Origin of the sequence: Stutzerimonas azotifigens (assembly GCF_013522725.1) — a bacterium.
GTDB classification, from domain to species: domain Bacteria; phylum Pseudomonadota; class Gammaproteobacteria; order Pseudomonadales; family Pseudomonadaceae; genus Stutzerimonas; species Stutzerimonas azotifigens_A.
Map to the genome: position 1 here is coordinate 158,105 of NZ_JAAMRF010000003.1, position 18,258 is coordinate 176,362.

An 18,258-nucleotide genomic window follows, 5' to 3' on the forward strand; every position below is an offset into this window, starting at 1 on the left:
CCCGGGTGACGGCGGGCAAGGCTCGCTACAATCGGCGGCCTCCATCGCTCCCAGGAAAACGGCGTGAATCAACAGCAAGGCTTCGTCCTTACCCGCCATTGGCGCGACACGCCGGCAGGCACCGAAGTCGAGTTCTGGCTGGCGACCGATGACGGGCCGCGGCGCGTCCGGGTGCCGGAGCAGGTGTCCACCGCTTTCATTCCGGCCACGCAGCGCGACGCCGCCGAAGCCGTGCTGCGTGGCGAACGCGGCGTCGAGCTGCGTTCGCTGGAGCTGCGCGATTTTCGTCAGCGCGCAGTGCTCGGCCTGTACTGCCGCCAGTACCGCCAGCTGCTGCAACTGGAAAAGCGCTTGCGCGCCGCGGGCGTGGATGTCTACGAAGCCGACGTGCGTCCGCCGGAGCGCTATCTGATGGAGCGCTTCATCACCGCGCCGGTCGGTTTCGAAGCTCAGGCCACTGCCAACGGCACGCTGATGGTCGCCCAGCTCCGGCCGACGTCGTCCTATCGGCCGCGCCTGAAGCTGGTCTCGCTGGACATCGAGACCACCGCGCGCGGCCAGCTCTATTCCATCGCACTGCAGGGTTGCGGCCAGCGGCAGGTGTACATGCTCGGCCCGCCCAACGGGGAGGACGCGGAGGTCGATTTCGACCTCGACTACTGCGACAGCCGCGGCGAGCTGCTCGAACGGCTCAACGTCTGGCTGGCCACCCACGACCCCGACGCGATCATCGGCTGGAACCTGGTGCAGTTCGACCTGCGGGTACTCCACGAGCACGCCCAGCTGCTGAAGATTCCCCTGCGTTTGGGGCGTGATGAGCAGCCCATGGAGTGGCGCGAGCACGGCGCGCGCAGCAACCATTTCTTCGCCGCGGCGGCGGGGCGGTTGATCATCGATGGCATCGAGGCGCTGCGCTCGGCCACCTGGAGTTTCCCCTCGTTCAGCCTGGAGAACGTCGCGCGGACGCTGCTCGGCGAAGGCAAGGCGATCGACAACCCCTACCAGCGCATGGACGAGATCAACCGCATGTTCGCCGAGGACAAGCCCGCCCTGGCGCGCTACAACCTCAAGGACTGCGAGCTGGTGACGCGCATCTTCGAGAAGACCGAGCTGCTGAGCTTCCTGCTCGAACGCGCCAGCGTGACCGGGCTGGCGGCCGACCGCAGCGGCGGGTCGGTGGCTGCGTTCGAGCACCTCTACCTGCCAGCGATGCACCGCCAGGGCTTCGTCGCGCCGAACCTCGGCGAGCGCAGGCCCGAGGCGAGCCCTGGCGGTTTCGTCATGGATTCGCGCCCTGGCCTTTACGACTCGGTGCTGGTGCTCGACTACAAGAGCCTCTATCCATCGATCATCCGCACCTTTCTGATCGACCCGGTCGGGCTGGTCGAAGGCCTGCGCGAGCCCAGCGACGAGGCCTCGGTGCCCGGCTTTCGCGGCGCACGCTTCTCGCGCACCCGGCACTGCCTGCCGGCCATCGTCGAGCGGGTGTGGGAGGGCCGCGAGGCGGCCAAGCGCGAAGGCAACAAGCCGCTGTCCCAGGCGCTGAAGATCATCATGAACGCCTTCTATGGCGTGCTCGGTTCCAGCGGCTGCCGCTTCTTCGATCCGCGCCTGGCCTCGTCCATCACCCTGCGCGGCCACGAGATCATGCGCTGCACCCGCGAGCTGATCGAAGCTCGTGGCCATGCGGTGATCTATGGCGATACCGACTCCACCTTCGTCTGGCTCGGTCGGCCCCACGAGGAGGCCGATGCCGCGCGCATCGGGCAGACGCTGGTGGCCGAGATCAATGCCTGGTGGCGCGAACGGCTGGCGCAGGAATTGGGCTTGCACAGTGCATTGGAGCTGCAGTTCGAGACCCATTTCCGGCGGTTTCTGATGCCAACCATCCGCGGCGCCGAGGAGGGCAGCAAGAAGCGCTACGCCGGGCTGGTCAGGCGCGCCGACGGCAGCGAGTCGATGGTCTTCAAGGGGCTGGAAACCGTGCGCACCGACTGGTCGCCCCTGGCCCAGCAGTTCCAGCAGACGCTGTACCGGCGCATCTTCGATGGCGAGCCGTACCAGGATTACGTGCGCGACTATGTGCGCCAGACCCTGGCCGGCGAGCTGGACGACCTGCTCGTCTACCGCAAGCGCCTGCGCCGCCGCCTCGACGACTATCAGCGCAACGTCCCGCCCCACGTGCGCGCGGCGCGTCTGGCCGACGAGTACAACGACCGCCAGGGGCGTCCGCGTCAGTACCAGAGCGGTGGCTGGATCAGCTACGTGATCACTACCGCCGGTCCCGAGCCGCTGGAGATCCGCCGTGCCGCCATCGACTACGACCACTACATCAGCCGCCAGCTGCAACCGGTCGCCGATGCGATCCTGCCATTCGTGGGCGACGACTTCGCCAGCCTGATCGATACCCAGATGGGATTGTTCTAGAGGGCTTGGCCAGGCGCCGGCCAAAGAAGAAAGGCCCGCGCGAGGCGGGCCTTTGTCGTGCCGTGAAAGACTGCCGGTCAGTCCGGCAGGCGGAAGGTGATGAAGCTCGCACGGCCCTGGCGCAGTACCCGCATCGACACCGACTGCTTGGCCGGCAGCTTGTCGACGATGCTGCGGAAGGATTTTACCGAGTCGATTGCCTGGTTGTTCAGGTGAGTGATCACGTCGCCCGGACGCAGGCCGATTTCGATGGCTGGCCCGTCACCGACCTCGCGCACCACCACGCCACCACGCAGATCGAAAGACTTCTTCTGCTCCGGGCTCAGCTCGCCCACGGTGACCCCGAGGCGGTTGCTGCTCTGCTGGGCGCCACCCGGCGCACCGCTGCCGGCGACCACTTCGTCGTCATCGGGCAGGGCGCCGATGGTGACGTTCAGGGTCTGGCGCTTGCCGTCGCGGACCACGGCGAACCGTGCCACGCTGCCTGGCTTGAGCGCGCCGACCAGGTGCGGCAGGTCGCTGGACATCTCGATCGGCTTGCCGTCCATGCTCAGGATCACGTCGCCCACCTGCAGGCCGCCCTTGGCCGCCGGGCTGTCCTCGAGCAATTGCGCGACCAGCGCACCGGCCGGGCGGTCCAGACCGAAGGAGTCGGCCAGGTCCTTGTTCACTTCCTGGATCACCACGCCGAGCCAGCCACGGCTGACCTTGCCTTCGGTGCGCAACTGGTCGGCCACGTCCATCGCGACGTCGATCGGGATGGCGAACGACAGGCCCATGAAGCCACCAGAGCGGGTGAAGATCTGTGAGTTGATGCCCACCACTTCACCGTTCAGGTTGAACAGCGGACCGCCCGAGTTGCCCGGGTTGATGGCCACGTCCGTCTGGATGAAGGGCACGTAGCTTTCGCTAGGCAAGGTGCGCCCGGTGGCGCTGACGATGCCGGCGGTGACGGTGTGATCGAAGCCGAACGGCGAGCCGATCGCCACCACCCATTCACCGGCCTTGAGCTGATCGGACTTGCCGAGCTTGACCGTCGGCAGGTTGTTGCCCTCGATCTTCAGCAGGGCCACATCGCTGCGCGGGTCGGCGCCGACCAGCTTGGCGGTCAGTTCGCTGCGATCGGGCAGGCGCACCATGATCTCGGAGGCGTCGGCGACCACGTGGTTGTTGGTCAGTACGTAGCCATCTTCGGAAATGATGAACCCCGAGCCCAGCGACTGGGCCTCGCGCTGGCGTTCCGGACGGTTGGGAATACTGCGCTCGAAGAACTCGCGAAAGCCCGGCGGCAGTCCTTCAAGGTCCGGTATCTGCGCCGCGGGGCCGCGCGCTGGCATTTTCTGCTTGGTGCTGATGTTGACCACCGCTGGCGACGCACTCTCCACCAGCGGTGTGAAATCCGGCAGGTCGGCATAGGCCACAAGGGCCTGGCCGAGCATCACGACACCTGCCGTAACGGCCAGCAATTGTTTACGAAGTAACATGGCGGTTGGTCTCCCCACGCTGATCAAGGATTGGAGCGAAAACTGACGTGCCCCATTCGCAACGCAAGTGTCGCGGGCGGAAAAGGGACGGGTTACCGACACCGTAACGCTGCATGACGGCTATGTGGGGGCGCCGGTGCCCTCATCCAAGGGGGCAGGTCGATTCGTCAGCCTGGGTCCAGACTCTACGCCTAACAAGGTCAGCATCGTGTGAAGTCGACGTAAAGGAAACGTAAGCACTGTTTTCCATGGCGCTGACGGAGCCCCACTTTGGCTGGGCCCATGCGTACAGGGGACGGCGTAACGTTAAACTTATTCATATTGAGCATATAAAAATAACAATTCGATATTTTATTGGAATAACTATAGTCCGTACTGTCGTCTCGTTACGGCCAAGAAGGCCCAACGATCCCTCCGCCGCGCGGCTGCGATCCAGCCGGGGCTTCCTCATCGAGAACAATGGACATGAAAAAGACCTCGCTACTGGCCGCATTGGCCGCTGCCTTTTCCATCAGCCTCGCGCAAGCCGGCGAAACGCTCACCATCGCCGCGACCCCGGTGCCCCACGCCGAGATTCTCGAGCTGATCAAGCCGCAGCTGGCCGAGCAGGGCATCGACCTGGACATCAAGGTGTTCACCGATTACGTGCAACCCAACATGCAGGTCAGCCAGAAGCGGCTGGACGCCAACTACTTCCAGACCAAGCCCTACCTGGACACCTTCAACAGCAGCCGCGGCACAGACCTGGTGACCGTCACCGGCGTGCACGTCGAGCCCTTCGGCGGCTATTCCAGCCGCTTCGAGTCGCTGGACGAGCTGCCCAAGGGCGCCACCATCGCCATCCCCAGCGAAGGCAGCAACAGCGGTCGCGCCCTGCTGCTCCTGCAGAAAGCCGGCCTGCTGACCCTCAAGGACCCGAGCAATGCGCAGGCCACGCCGCGCGACATCGCCGATAACCCGCGCGCCTTCAAATTCAGGGAACTCGAGGCGGCCATGCTGCCGCGCGTGCTGAATCAGGTGGATCTGGCGATGATCAACACCAACTACGCGCTGGAAGCCAAGCTCGACCCGGGCGCCGACGCGCTGGTGATCGAGGACCGCGATTCGCCCTACGTGAACTACCTGGTGGCCCGCCCGGACAACCGGGACAGCGAGGCGATCAGGAAGCTCTCCGCCGCGTTGACCAGCCCGGAAGTCAAAGCCTTCATCGAGAAGCGCTACGCTGGTGCGGTCGTGCCCGCGTTCTGATCGAGCCGAGCGCTCAGCCTGCATGGCGCCGGTCGCAAGAGGCCGGCGTTTTTGCATCTGCCCAGGGGCGCCCCTGAACCATTGCGAAGGAAGAGATATGAGCAAGCAGCAGCCAGGACTTTCCACCCGCGCGGTGCACAGCGGCAACGACGTTGACCAGAAGATGGTCACCCGCGCCAAGAGCCTGCCGATCTACGAAACCTCGGTGTTCGTCTACGAGTCCCTCGCACAGGTCGACGACTTTCTCGCCGGCAACCCCGACAACTACATGTACACCCGCTTGGGCAATCCCAACACCGCCGCGCTGGAAACCCTGGTATGTGAACTGGAAGGGGGCGAGGCGGCGCTATTCTCCGCCTCTGGCATGGCCGCGATCAGCGCGGCGCTGCTGGGCCGCCTGAGCGCGGGCGACCACCTGGTCGCCAGCCGCGAGCTCTACGGCACCACGCAAAGCCTGATCGAGAAGGAGCTCGCCCGCTTCGGCATCAGCGCCACGTTGGTCGACATCAACGATTTGGCCGCCGTCGAGGCCGCCATCACGCCGAACACCCGACTGATCTACACCGAAACCGCCTCCAACCCGCTGGTGCGCATCAGCGATGTGCCCGGCCTGGCCCAACTGGCCAAGGCCCGGGACCTGAAGCTCGTGGTGGACAACACCTTCCTTTCGCCTGCGCTGTACCAGCCGCTCGCCGACGGCGCCGATCTGGTGCTGCACAGCACCACCAAATACCTCAACGGCCACAGCGATGCGACCGGTGGCGTGATCGTCGGCGACGCCGAGTGGGTCGCCCAGGCGCGGCGCTTCCAGATCAACAGCGGCGGCAGCGCCAGCCCGTTCGAGGCCTGGCTGACCTTCCGCGGCGCCAAGACCCTGGCCCTGCGCATGCGTGCCCACTCTGACAACGCGCAGCAACTGGCCGAAGCGCTGGAGGCGCATCCCAAGGTCGCCAAGGTCCACTACCCCGGCCTGCCCTCGCATCCGGACCACGAACGGGCCAAACGGCTGTTTCGCAAGGGCTACTCGGGCATGCTCAGCTTCACCCTCGAGGGCGGGCTGGAGGAAGTCGACACCCTGATCCAGGGCCTGCAACGCACCGCCTTCGCCCCGTCGCTCGCTGGCGTGGCCAGCAGCATCACCCACCCCGGCAAGACCTCCCACCGCGCCCTCTCGGCCGAGACGCTGAGCAGTCTGGACATTCATGACGGCACGATCCGTGTGTCGGTGGGGATCGAGGATGCGCAGGACATCGTCGCTGACTTCATCGGGGCGCTGGATCGGTTGTAAGCCCTGAGCCGGGCGCCTCGTCTGCATGATCGCCGGCTGCGGGTGCATGTGGCTTCTGCCGATCCGGATCGGCAAGGAGCCACGGCGCGTAACGATCGGGCAGTCGCTCTACAGTACCTGTCTATGCGCTCCGAAGAGGACGAGGTCGCAGCCATGAATAGCGTTGCCCATCCTCATCCCGTGCCTTCCCTTCCCGGTTCAAGCAGAGCCGGGCTCGGACATCTGGCGATGGCGCTCCGCTTTCTGCTGTTCAGATTCCGTACGGTTGGCGCCTTCACCTTCTTCCTTCACCTCCGGACCACCCCCGTACACTTCTGGCTGCCCGGCCATGAGTGCCTCGAATCCTTGCCGAGCCACCTGGGCAGGATCATTTTTCTCTGCGGAACCGACTTGCGTGTCGTCCTCTCCGGCACGATGGAAGAAGTTGGTTTCAGTGGGGCCTGGCATCAGGACCGTGACATGAACCCCGGTACCTTTCATCTCGTTGCCGATGGCATTGCCGAATGAGCGTACGAAGGCCTTGGACGCCCCGTACACCGCCTCGAATGGCACTGGCGACGTTCCAGAGATGGAAGAGGTAAAGAGCATGCGGCCATGGCCCTGCGCAACCAGGTCCTTGGCGAACATTTTGGCGATGTGAACAACGGACACCACATTGAGCTGAATTAGATTGAGCTCACTCTCAAGGGTCGTTGCGGCCTCCGTTCCGGGTACGAAACTTCCGCCCACCCCTACGCCCGCGTTAATGGCGATTGCCTCTACCGGCCGGTTCATTGATCGGGCTTTGGCGTATAGCTTCTTGACGCCATCATAAGTGCCCAAATCCACCGCGATGCTTTCAACCTGTGCACCCAAGGCTTGCAGCATCTGGCGCGTTTCATCCAGGCCACTACCACGAGAGGCGATCAACAGGTCGAAGCCGTTTTGTGCAAATTGCTTCGCTAGCTCAAGGCCGATCCCGCTTGAGGCGCCTGTAACGACTGCTAAAGGTTTGCTCATATCAGACATGCCATCGACTCCGTCATAGGTGATAAGCCTTTGACTCGACAGGCAGGGAACAACTCCCTCGTGTGCTGGTAGCTTTCAGCCAGATGCCGCTGGTTCTCCAAAATCTCGCAGTCGCCGCAGTGCCTGTACTGCAGCGGGCAAAGCGGGCAAGCAGTGGCCCGGAGCTAGTCCTGGCCACCGCGACGAGAAGGATTTGCCTCCCTTGCCAGCTGCTGTCGTTTGGCGCCGCGCGCGAGTAGCGCTTCGGGCTACTCTTCTGGAGTCTGCCCCACGCCTGGAGAAGCGAGATGTCCCCCAAGAATACGATCTGCCTCTGGTACGACGGCGCCGCGCTGGAGGCGGCAACCTTCTATGCCCGCACTTTTGAGGACAGCGCGGTAGGCGCGGTCCACCATGCGCCGGGCGAGTATCCGGCGGGCCAGGAGGGCGATGTCCTGACCGTCGAGTTCACCGTGCTGGGCATTCCTTGCCTCGGATTGAACGGAGGGCCGGTCTTCAAGCACAACGAGGCCTTCTCCTTTCAGGTCGCGACGGACGACCAGGCCGAGACGGACCGCTTGTGGCAGGCGATTGTCGACAACGGCGGCCAGGAAAGTGCCTGCGGCTGGTGCAAGGACAAGTGGGGCCTGTCGTGGCAGATCACGCCACGCGCATTGACCGCGGCGATAACCCACCCTGACCGAGCGGCAGCCAAGCGCGCATTCGAGGCCATGATGACCATGGGAAAGATCGATATCGCTGCGATCGAGGCGGCGTTGAAGGCCTGACCCATCCATCGCCCGCCCGGCTGACCGGGTGTCGCTCGGCGCTCCGCTCAAAGACGTCCTTGAGGACAAGGGCCAGGTCTGAATTTTCTCGTGGTCCTCAGACCGGCGGGCTCCAGCCGTCCATGCCGGAATAGATGGCATCGCGAAGCTGCCTGATGTGCCTGTTCAGCTCCGCCAGTTCCGCCGGCGACTGACCGGAGGCCTGGAGCAGTGAGTCACCCAGGCAGCCCGCATCGGACTGGAGCGCACGACCCTGCTCGGTGAGGGCGACGACGACCTGGCGTTCGTTATGCGGGTTTCGGGTGCGGCGGACCAGGCCTGCGGCTTCCAGCCGCTTCAGCAGCGGCGTGAGGGTGCTTGATTCGAGCGCCAGCTTCTCTGCGATCCCACTCACCGTTTGCTCGTCCTCTCGCCACAGGACGTTGAGCACGAGGTACTGCGGATAGGTCAGGCCCATCTCGTCGAGCAAGGGCTTGTAGATGCGCTGGATCGCCATACTCGCCGAATAGATGGCGTAGCAAAGCTGGTCGCCCATGGGGGGAGCAGGGTTGGCTTTCTTGCGGGTCATGGCGTGCTCGTCGGGAACTGCTGGAAATCGATATTGCGATAAATGTTATCGCTTGACAATCGAAGGGTCCTGTCGCAGTTTGTGGTTATCGCGATAACTGTTATCGCGAGATAAAGCGAGAGGACAGGATCATGAAGATGAAAAGCCTTTTGTATGTAATCGCGACTATGGTCATCACTGCGTCCGGCGCCGCGCATTCTGCTGAGCGGATCCCCGACGATCAGGCTGTCCGAAACGTGGTGCTGGTGCATGGCGCCTTCGCCGACGGGTCGGGATGGCGCGGCGTGTATGACGAGCTGACCGGCCGTGGATACCGGGTCACGATCGTGCAGAACCCGCTCACCTCGCTTGCCGCCGATGTCGCCGCGACGAAGCGGATTCTCGATCGCCAGGACGGGCCAACGCTGCTGGTCGGCCATTCCTACGGCGGCACGGTGATCACCGAGGCCGGCGTGGACCCGAAGGTCGCCGGGCTGGTGTACGTCTCGGCCCTGGCTCCGGACGTTGGGGAGTCGACGGGCTCGCAGTTCAACGACATCCCGCCTCCGCCGGAATTCGTCATCGAGACCCAGGAAGATGGCTTCGGATTCGTCGACCTCGAGCAGTTCCGGGCCGGCTTCGCGGGCGACACCAGCGAGGCGGACTCCGCCTTCCTGCGCGACTCGCAGGTGCCGATCAATATGGCGATCTTCGACACGCGGGTCACTCAGGCGGCTTGGAAGAGCAAGCCGAGCTGGGCGGTCATCGCCACGCAGGACAAGGCAATCGACCCGGCGCTGTTGCGCCATACCGCCAAACGTATCGGCGCGAAGGTCGAGGAAGTGGACGCGAGCCACGTGCCGTTTATCAGCCAACCCAAGGCGGTCGCCGATGCCGTCGATCGCGCCGCGCGGGGTGCCTCTCGCTGATGGATGGCGATGGCGCCCTGAAAGGCGAATGACCTATGTGCAGCTGAGCTCCAGATACTCAACCTCGAGGGCGACATTCCATGGATAGCGGCTCCGGCAAACAGCATCGGCCACAGATCACGATGGCAGGTGCGACCGATCTCGATTCAAGTTATGACTTCATTGTCTGCGGAGCAGGGGCCGCGGGATGCGTAGTCGCGGCGCGCCTAGCCGAGCAACCAGAGATACGAGTCCTGCTGATAGAGGCGGGCGGCGATGGGGTCTGCTCCGCGACGACAGAGCCCGGCAGTTGGCCGTTGAACCTCGGCACCGAGCGCGACTGGGCCTTCGAAAGCGAGCCGGGCCAACACGTGAACGGTCGCCGTCTGCCGCTGAACATGGGCAAGGGCCTGGGTGGCGGCTCCAGCATCAACGTCATGGTCTGGGCGCGAGGCCATCAGTCCGACTGGGAGTACTTCGCTTCGGAAGCCGGCGATCCCGCCTGGGGCTACGCGTCGGTACTCGGCTACTACCGGCGAATCGAAGACTGGCAGGGCGCCGCGGACTCACATCGTCGCGGCTCGGGCGGGCCTGTGCATGTGGCGCCTCCCGCCGCGCCGCAGCCACTTGCCCAGGTAACGGTCGAGGCCGCCGGCTTGCTGGGCATTCCGCGGTTCGACAGCCCCAACGGGGCGATGATGGAGGGGCCGGGCGGTGCCGCGATAGCCGACCTGAGCATTCGCTACGGCAAGCGGCAGTCGATGTACCAGGCCTACATTCTCCAGCGTCCGCATCGGCAAAACCTGACCGTGCTGCCCCATGCGCTCGTTTCTCGCCTGCGGCTGGAGGGCCGAAAGGTGACCGGCGTCGAGGTGCTGATGGACGGAGCGCTCAGGACGATCGAGGCGCGCCGCGAGGTGATTCTGTGCCTCGGGGCGATCAATACGCCCAAGGTGCTCATGCAATCGGGCATCGGCCCGGAGGAGGAACTCAGGGCGCACGGCGTCCACGTGGTACAGCACCTGCCGGGCGTCGGCCGGAACCATCAAGACCATGTGGCCTTCGGCTGTACCTGGGAGTACCTGCAGCCGCAGGAAATTGGCGGCGGCGGTTGCGAAGCCAAGCTGTACTGGAAAAGCGATTCGCGCCTCGATGCTCCGGATCTTCTGCACTGCCAGCTCGAGTTCGCCGTGCCGTCGCCGGCCGAAGTCGGCATTGCTGCTCCCGAGCACGGCTGGACCATGTTTGCCGGCCTGGCCCAGCCCAAAAGCCGGGGGCGTCTGCGCCTGTCGGGCGCCGGTCCGCTGGACAGGATGCTCATCGAGCCTAATTCCCTGAGCGAGCCGGAAGACATGACGGCCGCACTCTCGACCATCGAGTTGTGTCGGGAGCTCGGCAACCATCGGGCATTCGGGCGGTTGGTAAAGCGAGAGGTCGTGCCCGGCCAGCGGGACCGCCGTGCCATGGAGCAATTCATCCGAAACTCGGCCGTGACCTATTGGCACCAGTCCTGCACGGCGAAGATGGGGCGGGACGCCGAGTCGGTCGTCGATCATCGGCTACGGGTATATGGCATCGATAACCTGCGCATCGCCGACGCTTCGATCATGCCGCGGATCACCATCGGCAACACCATGGCGCCCTGCGTGGTCATTGGCGAGCGCGCCGCCGACATGATCCGCGCCGACCACACACTCTAGAAGCGCTGCGCCGTAGCTGGCTGTAGGCGTGAAGGAGGTCTTCTTGGGTCTACTAGTGACGATTAAGGGATGTGGAAGATGAAGATATTGGTCGTTGGCGGAGGCATTGCCGGGTTTTCCATGGCCCGGGCGCTCGAACTCAAAGGTTATCGACCCGAGCTGGTCGAGCGCCGCCCCGATGAACTCTCAGGCGGCACGGGGCTTTATCTGCCGGGAAACGTCGCACGAGCGCTGGGGCAGCTTGGCCTGCACGAGGCCGTTCGCGACACGGCTGTCGTGATCGCCACGCAGCGCATACTGGACAGCCACGGTCGGCCGTTGACCCTCACCCGGACGCAGGACGTCTGGGCCCCTTGTGGTCCATGCCTTTCGCTTCCCCGTGCGGCCTTGCATGGCCTTCTTCGCGATTCGCTGAGCAGCACGACCATTCGCTTCGGCGTCTCCCTGGAGGGTCTGACGCCGTCGGGGCAGGGGTGCGAGGTGGCGTTCTCCGACGGGACGATGGCTACTTACGACCTGGTGATCGGCGCGGACGGCATCGACTCGACCGTCCGCGGACTGATGTTCCCGGGCGTGCAGCCCGCCTATGTCGGTAACGTCTGCTGGCGCCTGGTGACGCGAAATACCACGGGCATCGAAGGCTGGACGGCCATGTTGGGCCATGGACGGACCCTGCTGGCGATTCCAGTGAGCGCGGAGCAGGTCTATGTCTATGCCGACATGGCGATAGCGGAGAGCGATATCCAGGATTCCCTCGCTCACACGTCCCTGGCGGGGCTGTTTGACGGTTTCGCGGCGCCGGTGTTTCCGCTGATTGCCGATGTGCCGGCAGACACGCAGGTCCATTTCGGCAGGATCAGGCAGGTGGTGCTGGACGACTGGACCCGGGATCGCGTCGTGCTCATCGGCGACGCCGCGCACGCCTCTTCGCCCAGCATGGCGGAGGGCGCCGGCATGGCGATCGAGGATGCGTTGGTGCTGGCCGAGGCCCTTGCAGCCACAGGCAGCCCCGACGCCGCGCTTGCCGCTTACACGGCCAGGCGCCGACCGCGAGTCGACTGGGTACAGAAACAATGCGTGGCGCGGGACAGGATGCGCACCCTGCCGACGCCAGCGCGCAATGGCGTCCTCAGGTTGCTGGGCAACAGGCTGTACAAGCGGAGCTATACACCTTTGCTCGCGCCTGTATGAGGGCGCCTTGTTCGACGAAGTGCTGCATCACGGCCGCACCGATTCCCCGGCTGGCGCCGGTTACCAGCCCGCGTGTGCCGGCAAGCTCCAGGTTCATGTTCATCAGTCGATCTCCAGGCGATCGATCCGATCACCGTTCAGATGAAAAACGTAGCGCAACTGAGCTGGGGAACCCGGAAAGGTGCCGGATACGCGGGCCATCACGATGACGTTCCCGTCCTGTTCCTGCTGTTCCAACGGCTCGGCCTGGAAGCGATAGAGGCGCCGTGCTTCGTCCAGCCATGCGCTGATGGCGTCGTGGCCGATGTAGGTACGTCGCTCATCAACAACGACCGCATCGGCGGAAAAGCACGGGTGCAGCGGTAACGGTTCTTGTCCGTTACTGAGGGAAAAGAAGGTTGCGATTGGCGAAGGCAGCTGCTCGTTCATGTCAGGTTTCACCTGGTCGGGGGGTGGCTTTACAGTTTCGCCATCGACTAACCTATCGACAAGAACGCGCCTAAAAGTAAGTAACTACCCTATGACCACCTACACGCCAGACACGGCCGCAAGCGGTGTCGAAAACATACTGAAATTACTAGAGGGTCGGTGGAAACTGATCATCCTGTTCCACCTGTTCGACGGCAAAGTGCAACGCTTCTCCGATCTGGAAAGGCTGATTTCTGGTATTTCCCAGAAGATGCTCGCGCAACAATTGCGGCAGCTGGAGGCGGACGGCATCGTCTCACGCACGGTGTATCCGCAAGTCCCGCCGAAGGTCGAGTACCGCTTGACGGCCTGGGGGCAGGCCCTGTGTCCGGCACTGGATGCGCTGTTGAAATGGGCTGAGCAGCGCGACTCGTTGCTGGGCTGTTCATGACGGCGATGATGACGAAGCGTCCGATCGTAGGCGTACGAATGGCGGTCAAGCCGCAAGCGACGGCGCAATCATGCGGCGGCGGGTACCGAGTAGTGACAATCCTGTAGACCCATAAGCACGGAAACGAAAAAGGCCCACCTTGCGGTGAGCCTTTTCGTGAATTCTATGGTGCCGGCACCAGGAGTCGAACCCGGGACCTACTGATTACAAGTCAGTTGCTCTACCAGCTGAGCTATACCGGCATGAAGGGTCGCCATTATATCCATTGCGCGGGGCTAGTAAACCGTTGATTGCTGGGGATTTGCTGGCTTTTATCATGAAGCGACGAATTGGCCTCAAAGGCGCTCGGCGAGCAGCAGCAGGTTGCGGGGAGTCAGGCTGGGTGGGCAGAAGATGCCGAGGCGGACGCGGTAGCCGCTTTCTTCGAGCAGCAGCGCGCGGTCGAGCAGTAGCCAGAGTTCGAGGGGACGGCGGAACAGGTTGCGCACCGTTTCGAGGTTGCGTACCTGGGCCAGGCGTTGCCAGCCGGCGTGTTCCAGCGCGTTCCAGTCCTGTTCATCGACATCGCCCAGGTTCTTGAGCGAGGCGAGGTCGCGGCAGTAGTGCGCGAAGGGCTTGCGCAGCCAGGCGCTGGGCAGCGAAGGCGTCGGCAGGTAGCTGTCGTGGCCACGCAGCCGGCGTTGCAGCAGGTCGAAGCCGAGCCGCCAGGCCATCGATTGGTCGCGGTTGCGCCGCTCGCGGGCGCCGGCCGTGACGGTTTCGCTGAGTGGCAGGCCGAGATCGTCGCGGCTTAAGGTCAGCGCAGACCGGCGAGCGGCTTGCGACAGCGGCCGATAATGCTCGCCGGCGATGCGGTTGTAGCAGCAGGGCGCGACGGCCAGCTGGCGGCAGCCACGGCCCATGGCGAGCTCCATCAGCCTGACGTGCAGGTCACCGCATGCGTGCAGGGCGATGGGCGTGTGGTCTGGCTCGAGGCAGGCGACTGCGCTATCGGCCATCACATCCTGCTGGCGATGGGTCGCTGCGATGCCCAGGCGGCTGCTGAGCCGCTCGCCTTCGGCGACCAGCGCCGGGTCCCATTCCAGGCAGGTCAGGGGTGTGTCGGGATAAGCCATCAGGCGGCCCAGATGACCCTTGCCGGCGCACCAGTCGAGCCAGTGTCGCGGTGGTTCGGTAAACCTGAGGCGGCCGGCGAACGCCTGTATCTGTTCCCATTTGCGGCCGGGCACGCCTACCGATTGGCGCGGCGCGCCTGTCGCTCGTGTGGTCGCGGGCAGTTCATCCAACCGCGACAGCTCCGCGGCTTGGGCGGCGAGTTGGGCGAGGCTTGGCGGCGCTTCGCCGGGCAACCCCTGCAGGGCCACGTGCTCGGCATCGCTCAGCGAGCGGGCGCGCAGCCAGGCCGACCAGTCTAGGTGTTCGGCTTCCCAGGGCAAGCTGAGGCAGGTGAAGGGGCGCGGGCGCCAGAGCGCCTGGTGCCCGAGCAGGAACGCGTCCAGCTCGCCGAACCGCGCCCGTGTCCCGGATGACGGCGCCACGTTGTTCAGATGCTGCCGACACCCCGCCGCGGCAAGCGCAGCGGGCGGTCAGCGGCCCTGGCAGGCATCGACCCGCAGCCAGCGCTCGAGCAGTTTGAAACCCTGCATGAGGATGAACGCGATGGCCAGATAGATCAGGCCGGCGGTGAGGAACATCTCCTCGTGCATGTAAGTGCGGGCGGCGATCTTGCGCGCCATGCCGGTCAGTTCCAGCAGGGTGATGGTGCTGGCCAGGGCGCTGGCCTTGAGCATCAGGATCACTTCGTTGCTGTAGGCCGGCAGGCCGATGCGCGCGGCACGCGGCAGGATGATGTGCAGCAGCGCCTGGCTGCGGGACATGCCCAGCGCCCGCGCCGCTTCGACTTCACCGGCCGGTACGTTCTGGATGGCGCCACGCAGGATTTCGGCGATGTAAGCGGCCGTATGCATGGTCATGGTGATGACCGCGCACCAGTAAGGGTCGCGCAGATAGGGCCAGAGCACGCTCTCACGCACGGCCTCGAACTGTGCCAGTCCGTAATACACGAGAAACAGCTGTACCAGCAGCGGCGTGCCGCGAAAGAAGAAAATGTAGCCGTAGGGCAGGGCGCGCACCGCCAGGAGGCGTGACGAGCGGGCGATGCCCAGCGGCAGTGCGAGGATAAGTCCGGCGATGACCGAGAGGCCAACCAGCTGCAGGGTCAGCCAGGCACCTTCGAGAAAGCTCGGCAGCCACCTGATGAAAATCTCCCAGGTCATGCGGCGCTCCTGACGAAACCGCGTCCGGCGCGTTTTTCGAGAAAGTACATGGCGATCATCGCGAGGACGGTCAGGCCGAGGTAGATGAAGGCGGCGACGAGGAAGAAGGTGAAGGGTTCCTTGCTCGCGGTCACCGCGATCTGCGAACGGCGCATGATTTCTTCCAGGCCGATCACCGAGACCAGCGCGGTGTCCTTCATCAGGATCATGAACAGGTTGCCCAGGCCCGGCAGGGCCAGGCGCCACATCTGCGGCAGGATCAGCCGCAAGAAAATCCGCCGCTTGCCCAGGCCCAGCGCCAGGCCGGCTTCACGATGGCCCTTGGGGATGGCCAGCAGCGCGCCGCGAAAGACTTCGGTCGCGTAGGCGCCAAAGCACAGGCCGAGGGCGATGGTGCCGGCGGCGAACGGGCTGAGCGCCAGTTCCTGGATGCCGACCAGTTCGCCCAGGCCGCGAACCAGATTGATGGTGCCGAAATAGATCAGCAGTACCCAGAGCAGTTCGGGTACGCCGCGTACGATGGTGGAGTAGGTGCCGCCGAGCCAGCGAAAAAAGGCGTAGGGCGAGGTCTTGGCCAGCGCACCGAGCAGCCCGAGCACCAGGCCCAGGGCCAGTGATGCCAGTGCCAGCTGAATGGTCATCCAGGTCCCGGCAATCAATGCCGGACCGAATCCGTGAAGGTCAGGAATCATGTGTACTCGAACTACGCTGCCCGGAGACGATCCGGGCAGCGGTCAGGCGGGTCAGTAAATGCTGAACGGGAAATACTTGTCGTTGATCTGCTTGTAGGTGCCGTCGGCGAGAATTTCTTCCAGCGCCTTGTTCAGATTCCCACGCAGCTCGTCGTTGCCCTTGCGCACGGCAATGGCGATCTTGTCGTCGTCGAAGACCGGCTCGCCCTTGAACTCGAAGTTCTTGCCGGCGTCGCTCTTGAGCCATTCCCACTGCACGAAAGTGTCGGCGAGGATGCCGTCGACGCGGCCGGAGGCGAGGTCCAGGTAGGCGTTTTCCTGGGTGTCGTAGAGCTTCACGTCGACGGTCTTGCCCAGGTTGTCTTCCAGCCAGGTGCCGGCGATGGTGGCGCGCTGGGCGCCGATGACCTTGCCCTTGAGGCTGGCTTCATCGGTCTTGAAATCCTTGGATTTCGGCGCGATGAACTGCAGCTTGTTGGTGTAGTAGGGGTTGGTGAAGTCCACCGCCTGCTTGCGCTCTTCGGTCACCGACATGGAGGCGATGATGAAGTCGAACTTGCGCGCGTTCAGGGCGGGGATGATGCCGTCCCAGTCGGAGGTGACCACTTCGCACTCAGTCTTCATCTTGGCGCAGAGGGCGTGACCGATGTCGAGGTCGAAACCTACGACCTGGCCGCTGGCGTCGATGAGGTTGAAGGGTGGGTAGGCACCTTCGGTACCGATGCGCAGTTTCTCCGCAGCGAACGAGCTGCCGCAGGCGATGGTCACGGCAGCGGCGAGGAGAATCTTGTGGAAGCTCTTCATTGTTGTTGCTCCAGTTTTAGCGATGGCTAGACATGAATTGTTTACAGCGCGCCGACTCCGGTCGCTCGAAGACCTGTTCGGGTGTCCCCTGCTCCTCCACCAGCCCCTGATGAAGGAAGACGACTTCGCTCGATACTTGCCGGGCAAAATTCATCTCATGGGTTACCAACAGCATGGTACGTCCCTCGTCGGCTAGCGAGCGGATGACATTAAGCACTTCTTGTACCATTTCCGGGTCCAGCGCCGAGGTGGGCTCGTCGAAAAGGATCACCTTCGGCTGCATCGCCAATGTGCGGGCGATCGCGGCGCGCTGCTGCTGACCGCCGGACAACTGCGCAGGATAGACATGGCGCTTGTCGGCGATGCCGACCTTGGCCAGCAAGGCCTCGGCCGTTTCGGTCGCTTCGGCGCGGCTCTTGCCGAGCACCCGGCGCGGGGCTTCGATGATGTTGTCGAGCACGGTCATGTGCGGCCAGAGGTTGAAATTCTGGAACACGAAGCCGATTTCGCTACGCAGGCGGTTGATCTGCTTGGCATCGGCCGCCACCAGCTCGCCGCCCTTGGCGGTCTTGAGCTTCATCTGTTCGCCGGCCACCAGGATTTCCCCTTCGTTGGGGTTTTCCAAAAGGTTGATGCAGCGCAGAAAGGTCGACTTACCGGAGCCTGAGGAGCCCAGGATGGAAATCACGTCGCCATCGCGCGCAGTCAGCGAAATGCCCTTGAGAACTTCCAGATCGCCGTAGCGCTTGTGCAGATTGCGAATTTCCAGTGCGGGTATGGCCTCGGCCATGGATCTACCTCTTAATCAGACCCTCGAACGATATTTCACGGTCTGTTCGATTGATTGCGCTCCGGCCTAAGGCTCGCCCTCCTGGCGAGGGCGCAAAGCTAGCATGCATGCGGCCTAGAGCCAAGCGCGGGTGCAGCCGTTTTCGCGGTCGTACGGCTCGGTTGCAGGCATGATCGCGATGCGAGCCGTCTGGATCGCGGCCTGGAATTGGCGCCACGATGGACGGCGTTTTGTCGGCTTTAGCGGCTATAGTCGGAACGCTGTGCGTT

17 protein-coding genes and 1 tRNA gene are annotated in these 18,258 nt (G+C 64.0%); 8 read left to right on the forward strand and 10 right to left on the reverse strand.

Translation table 11 applies throughout. The features are described 5' to 3' along the window. Positions 1-63 precede the first annotated feature (63 nt). Positions 64-2,427, forward strand: a complete 2,364-nt coding sequence (locus G7026_RS06600) for a DNA polymerase II (protein WP_181069963.1) — start codon at positions 64-66, stop codon at positions 2,425-2,427. A 77-nt stretch (positions 2,428-2,504) separates the two neighbouring features. Here G7026_RS06600 and G7026_RS06605 read toward each other — a convergent pair whose 3' ends face one another. Beyond that, positions 2,505-3,911 carry a DegQ family serine endoprotease gene (locus tag G7026_RS06605; RefSeq protein WP_181069964.1) on the reverse strand — a complete coding sequence of 469 codons (1,407 nt, stop codon included), beginning with the start codon at positions 3,909-3,911 and terminating at the stop codon, positions 2,505-2,507. 465 nt (positions 3,912-4,376) lie between these two features. Between G7026_RS06605 and G7026_RS06610 the strand changes: the two genes are divergently transcribed. Together G7026_RS06610 and G7026_RS06615 are read left to right on the forward strand one after the other, a co-directional pair. Beyond that, positions 4,377-5,159 (forward strand): MetQ/NlpA family ABC transporter substrate-binding protein, encoded by a 783-nt coding sequence (locus tag G7026_RS06610; RefSeq protein ID WP_181069965.1) that lies wholly within the window; start codon positions 4,377-4,379, stop codon positions 5,157-5,159. A 97-nt stretch (positions 5,160-5,256) separates the two neighbouring features. Next, a complete protein-coding gene (locus tag G7026_RS06615) occupies positions 5,257-6,447 on the forward strand; it encodes a trans-sulfuration enzyme family protein (protein ID WP_181069966.1) in 1,191 nt (396 codons plus the stop codon). 198 nt (positions 6,448-6,645) lie between these two features. On the opposite strand, the gene G7026_RS06620 is transcribed toward G7026_RS06615, so the two are convergent. Continuing rightward, positions 6,646-7,455 (reverse strand): SDR family NAD(P)-dependent oxidoreductase, encoded by an 810-nt coding sequence (locus tag G7026_RS06620; protein ID WP_181069967.1) that lies wholly within the window; start codon positions 7,453-7,455, stop codon positions 6,646-6,648. A gap of 287 nt (positions 7,456-7,742) precedes the next feature. Between G7026_RS06620 and G7026_RS06625 the strand changes: the two genes are divergently transcribed. Next, positions 7,743-8,222: a VOC family protein gene (locus tag G7026_RS06625; protein ID WP_181069968.1), complete on the forward strand. Its 480-nt coding sequence runs from the start codon at positions 7,743-7,745 to the stop codon at positions 8,220-8,222. A 97-nt stretch (positions 8,223-8,319) separates the two neighbouring features. On the opposite strand, the gene G7026_RS06630 is transcribed toward G7026_RS06625, so the two are convergent. Next, on the reverse strand, positions 8,320-8,790 hold the full coding sequence (locus G7026_RS06630) for a MarR family winged helix-turn-helix transcriptional regulator (protein WP_181069969.1): 471 nt from the start codon (positions 8,788-8,790) through the stop codon (positions 8,320-8,322). Positions 8,791-8,921: 131 nt separating this feature from the next. Between G7026_RS06630 and G7026_RS06635 the strand changes: the two genes are divergently transcribed. From G7026_RS06635 to G7026_RS06645, 3 genes are all read left to right on the forward strand, one after another. Then, a complete protein-coding gene (locus G7026_RS06635; RefSeq protein ID WP_181069970.1) occupies positions 8,922-9,698 on the forward strand; it encodes an alpha/beta fold hydrolase in 777 nt (258 codons plus the stop codon). 80 nt (positions 9,699-9,778) lie between these two features. Continuing rightward, complete coding sequence (locus G7026_RS06640) at positions 9,779-11,377, forward strand: GMC family oxidoreductase (RefSeq protein WP_181069971.1); 1,599 nt, start codon at positions 9,779-9,781, stop codon at positions 11,375-11,377. A 78-nt stretch (positions 11,378-11,455) separates the two neighbouring features. Beyond that, positions 11,456-12,568, forward strand: a complete 1,113-nt coding sequence (locus G7026_RS06645) for an FAD-dependent monooxygenase (RefSeq protein WP_181069972.1) — start codon at positions 11,456-11,458, stop codon at positions 12,566-12,568. A gap of 102 nt (positions 12,569-12,670) precedes the next feature. Here G7026_RS06645 and G7026_RS06650 read toward each other — a convergent pair whose 3' ends face one another. Then, on the reverse strand, positions 12,671-12,997 hold the full coding sequence (locus tag G7026_RS06650; RefSeq protein WP_181069973.1) for a nuclear transport factor 2 family protein: 327 nt from the start codon (positions 12,995-12,997) through the stop codon (positions 12,671-12,673). Positions 12,998-13,088: 91 nt separating this feature from the next. Here G7026_RS06650 and G7026_RS06655 point away from each other — a divergent pair, with 91 nt between their 5' ends. Then, positions 13,089-13,427 (forward strand): winged helix-turn-helix transcriptional regulator, encoded by a 339-nt coding sequence (locus G7026_RS06655; protein WP_181069974.1) that lies wholly within the window; start codon positions 13,089-13,091, stop codon positions 13,425-13,427. 166 nt (positions 13,428-13,593) lie between these two features. On the opposite strand, the gene G7026_RS06660 is transcribed toward G7026_RS06655, so the two are convergent. The 6 genes from G7026_RS06660 to G7026_RS06685 form a co-directional block, all read right to left on the reverse strand. Further along, a tRNA-Thr gene (locus G7026_RS06660) sits at positions 13,594-13,669 on the reverse strand. A gap of 93 nt (positions 13,670-13,762) precedes the next feature. Then, positions 13,763-14,965 (reverse strand): methyltransferase, encoded by a 1,203-nt coding sequence (locus G7026_RS06665; protein WP_181069975.1) that lies wholly within the window; start codon positions 14,963-14,965, stop codon positions 13,763-13,765. Between the two features lie 48 nt (positions 14,966-15,013). Next, on the reverse strand, positions 15,014-15,703 hold the full coding sequence (locus tag G7026_RS06670; RefSeq protein WP_181069976.1) for an ABC transporter permease: 690 nt from the start codon (positions 15,701-15,703) through the stop codon (positions 15,014-15,016). Continuing rightward, positions 15,700-16,395 carry an ABC transporter permease gene (locus G7026_RS06675; protein WP_181069977.1) on the reverse strand — a complete coding sequence of 232 codons (696 nt, stop codon included), beginning with the start codon at positions 16,393-16,395 and terminating at the stop codon, positions 15,700-15,702. The genes G7026_RS06670 and G7026_RS06675 overlap by 4 nt, the downstream gene beginning before the upstream one ends. Positions 16,396-16,446: 51 nt before the next feature. Then, the gene (locus G7026_RS06680) at positions 16,447-17,199 is read right to left on the reverse strand and encodes an ABC transporter substrate-binding protein (protein ID WP_181069978.1); all 753 of its coding nucleotides are present in this window, start codon (positions 17,197-17,199) and stop codon (positions 16,447-16,449) included. Between the two features lie 16 nt (positions 17,200-17,215). Then, a complete protein-coding gene (locus G7026_RS06685) occupies positions 17,216-17,989 on the reverse strand; it encodes an ABC transporter ATP-binding protein (RefSeq protein WP_181069979.1) in 774 nt (257 codons plus the stop codon). Positions 17,990-18,258: the final 269 nt, after the last annotated feature.

Excerpts from the sequence above, each read along its gene's own strand:
- G7026_RS06605 (WP_181069964.1), bottom strand. The coding sequence starts at position 3,911 with ATGTTACTTCGTAAACAATTGCTGGCCGTTACGGCAGGTGTCGTGATG.
- G7026_RS06610 (WP_181069965.1), top strand. The coding sequence starts at position 4,377 with ATGAAAAAGACCTCGCTACTGGCCGCATTGGCCGCTGCCTTTTCCATC.
- G7026_RS06615 (WP_181069966.1), top strand. The coding sequence starts at position 5,257 with ATGAGCAAGCAGCAGCCAGGACTTTCCACCCGCGCGGTGCACAGCGGC.
- G7026_RS06620 (WP_181069967.1), bottom strand. The coding sequence starts at position 7,455 with ATGTCTGATATGAGCAAACCTTTAGCAGTCGTTACAGGCGCCTCAAGC.
- G7026_RS06625 (WP_181069968.1), top strand. The coding sequence starts at position 7,743 with ATGTCCCCCAAGAATACGATCTGCCTCTGGTACGACGGCGCCGCGCTG.
- G7026_RS06630 (WP_181069969.1), bottom strand. The coding sequence starts at position 8,790 with ATGACCCGCAAGAAAGCCAACCCTGCTCCCCCCATGGGCGACCAGCTT.
- G7026_RS06635 (WP_181069970.1), top strand. The coding sequence starts at position 8,922 with ATGAAGATGAAAAGCCTTTTGTATGTAATCGCGACTATGGTCATCACT.
- G7026_RS06640 (WP_181069971.1), top strand. The coding sequence starts at position 9,779 with ATGGATAGCGGCTCCGGCAAACAGCATCGGCCACAGATCACGATGGCA.
- G7026_RS06645 (WP_181069972.1), top strand. The coding sequence starts at position 11,456 with ATGAAGATATTGGTCGTTGGCGGAGGCATTGCCGGGTTTTCCATGGCC.
- G7026_RS06650 (WP_181069973.1), bottom strand. The coding sequence starts at position 12,997 with ATGAACGAGCAGCTGCCTTCGCCAATCGCAACCTTCTTTTCCCTCAGT.
- G7026_RS06655 (WP_181069974.1), top strand. The coding sequence starts at position 13,089 with ATGACCACCTACACGCCAGACACGGCCGCAAGCGGTGTCGAAAACATA.
- G7026_RS06670 (WP_181069976.1), bottom strand. The coding sequence starts at position 15,703 with ATGACCTGGGAGATTTTCATCAGGTGGCTGCCGAGCTTTCTCGAAGGT.
- G7026_RS06675 (WP_181069977.1), bottom strand. The coding sequence starts at position 16,395 with ATGATTCCTGACCTTCACGGATTCGGTCCGGCATTGATTGCCGGGACC.
- G7026_RS06680 (WP_181069978.1), bottom strand. The coding sequence starts at position 17,199 with ATGAAGAGCTTCCACAAGATTCTCCTCGCCGCTGCCGTGACCATCGCC.
- G7026_RS06685 (WP_181069979.1), bottom strand. The coding sequence starts at position 17,989 with ATGGCCGAGGCCATACCCGCACTGGAAATTCGCAATCTGCACAAGCGC.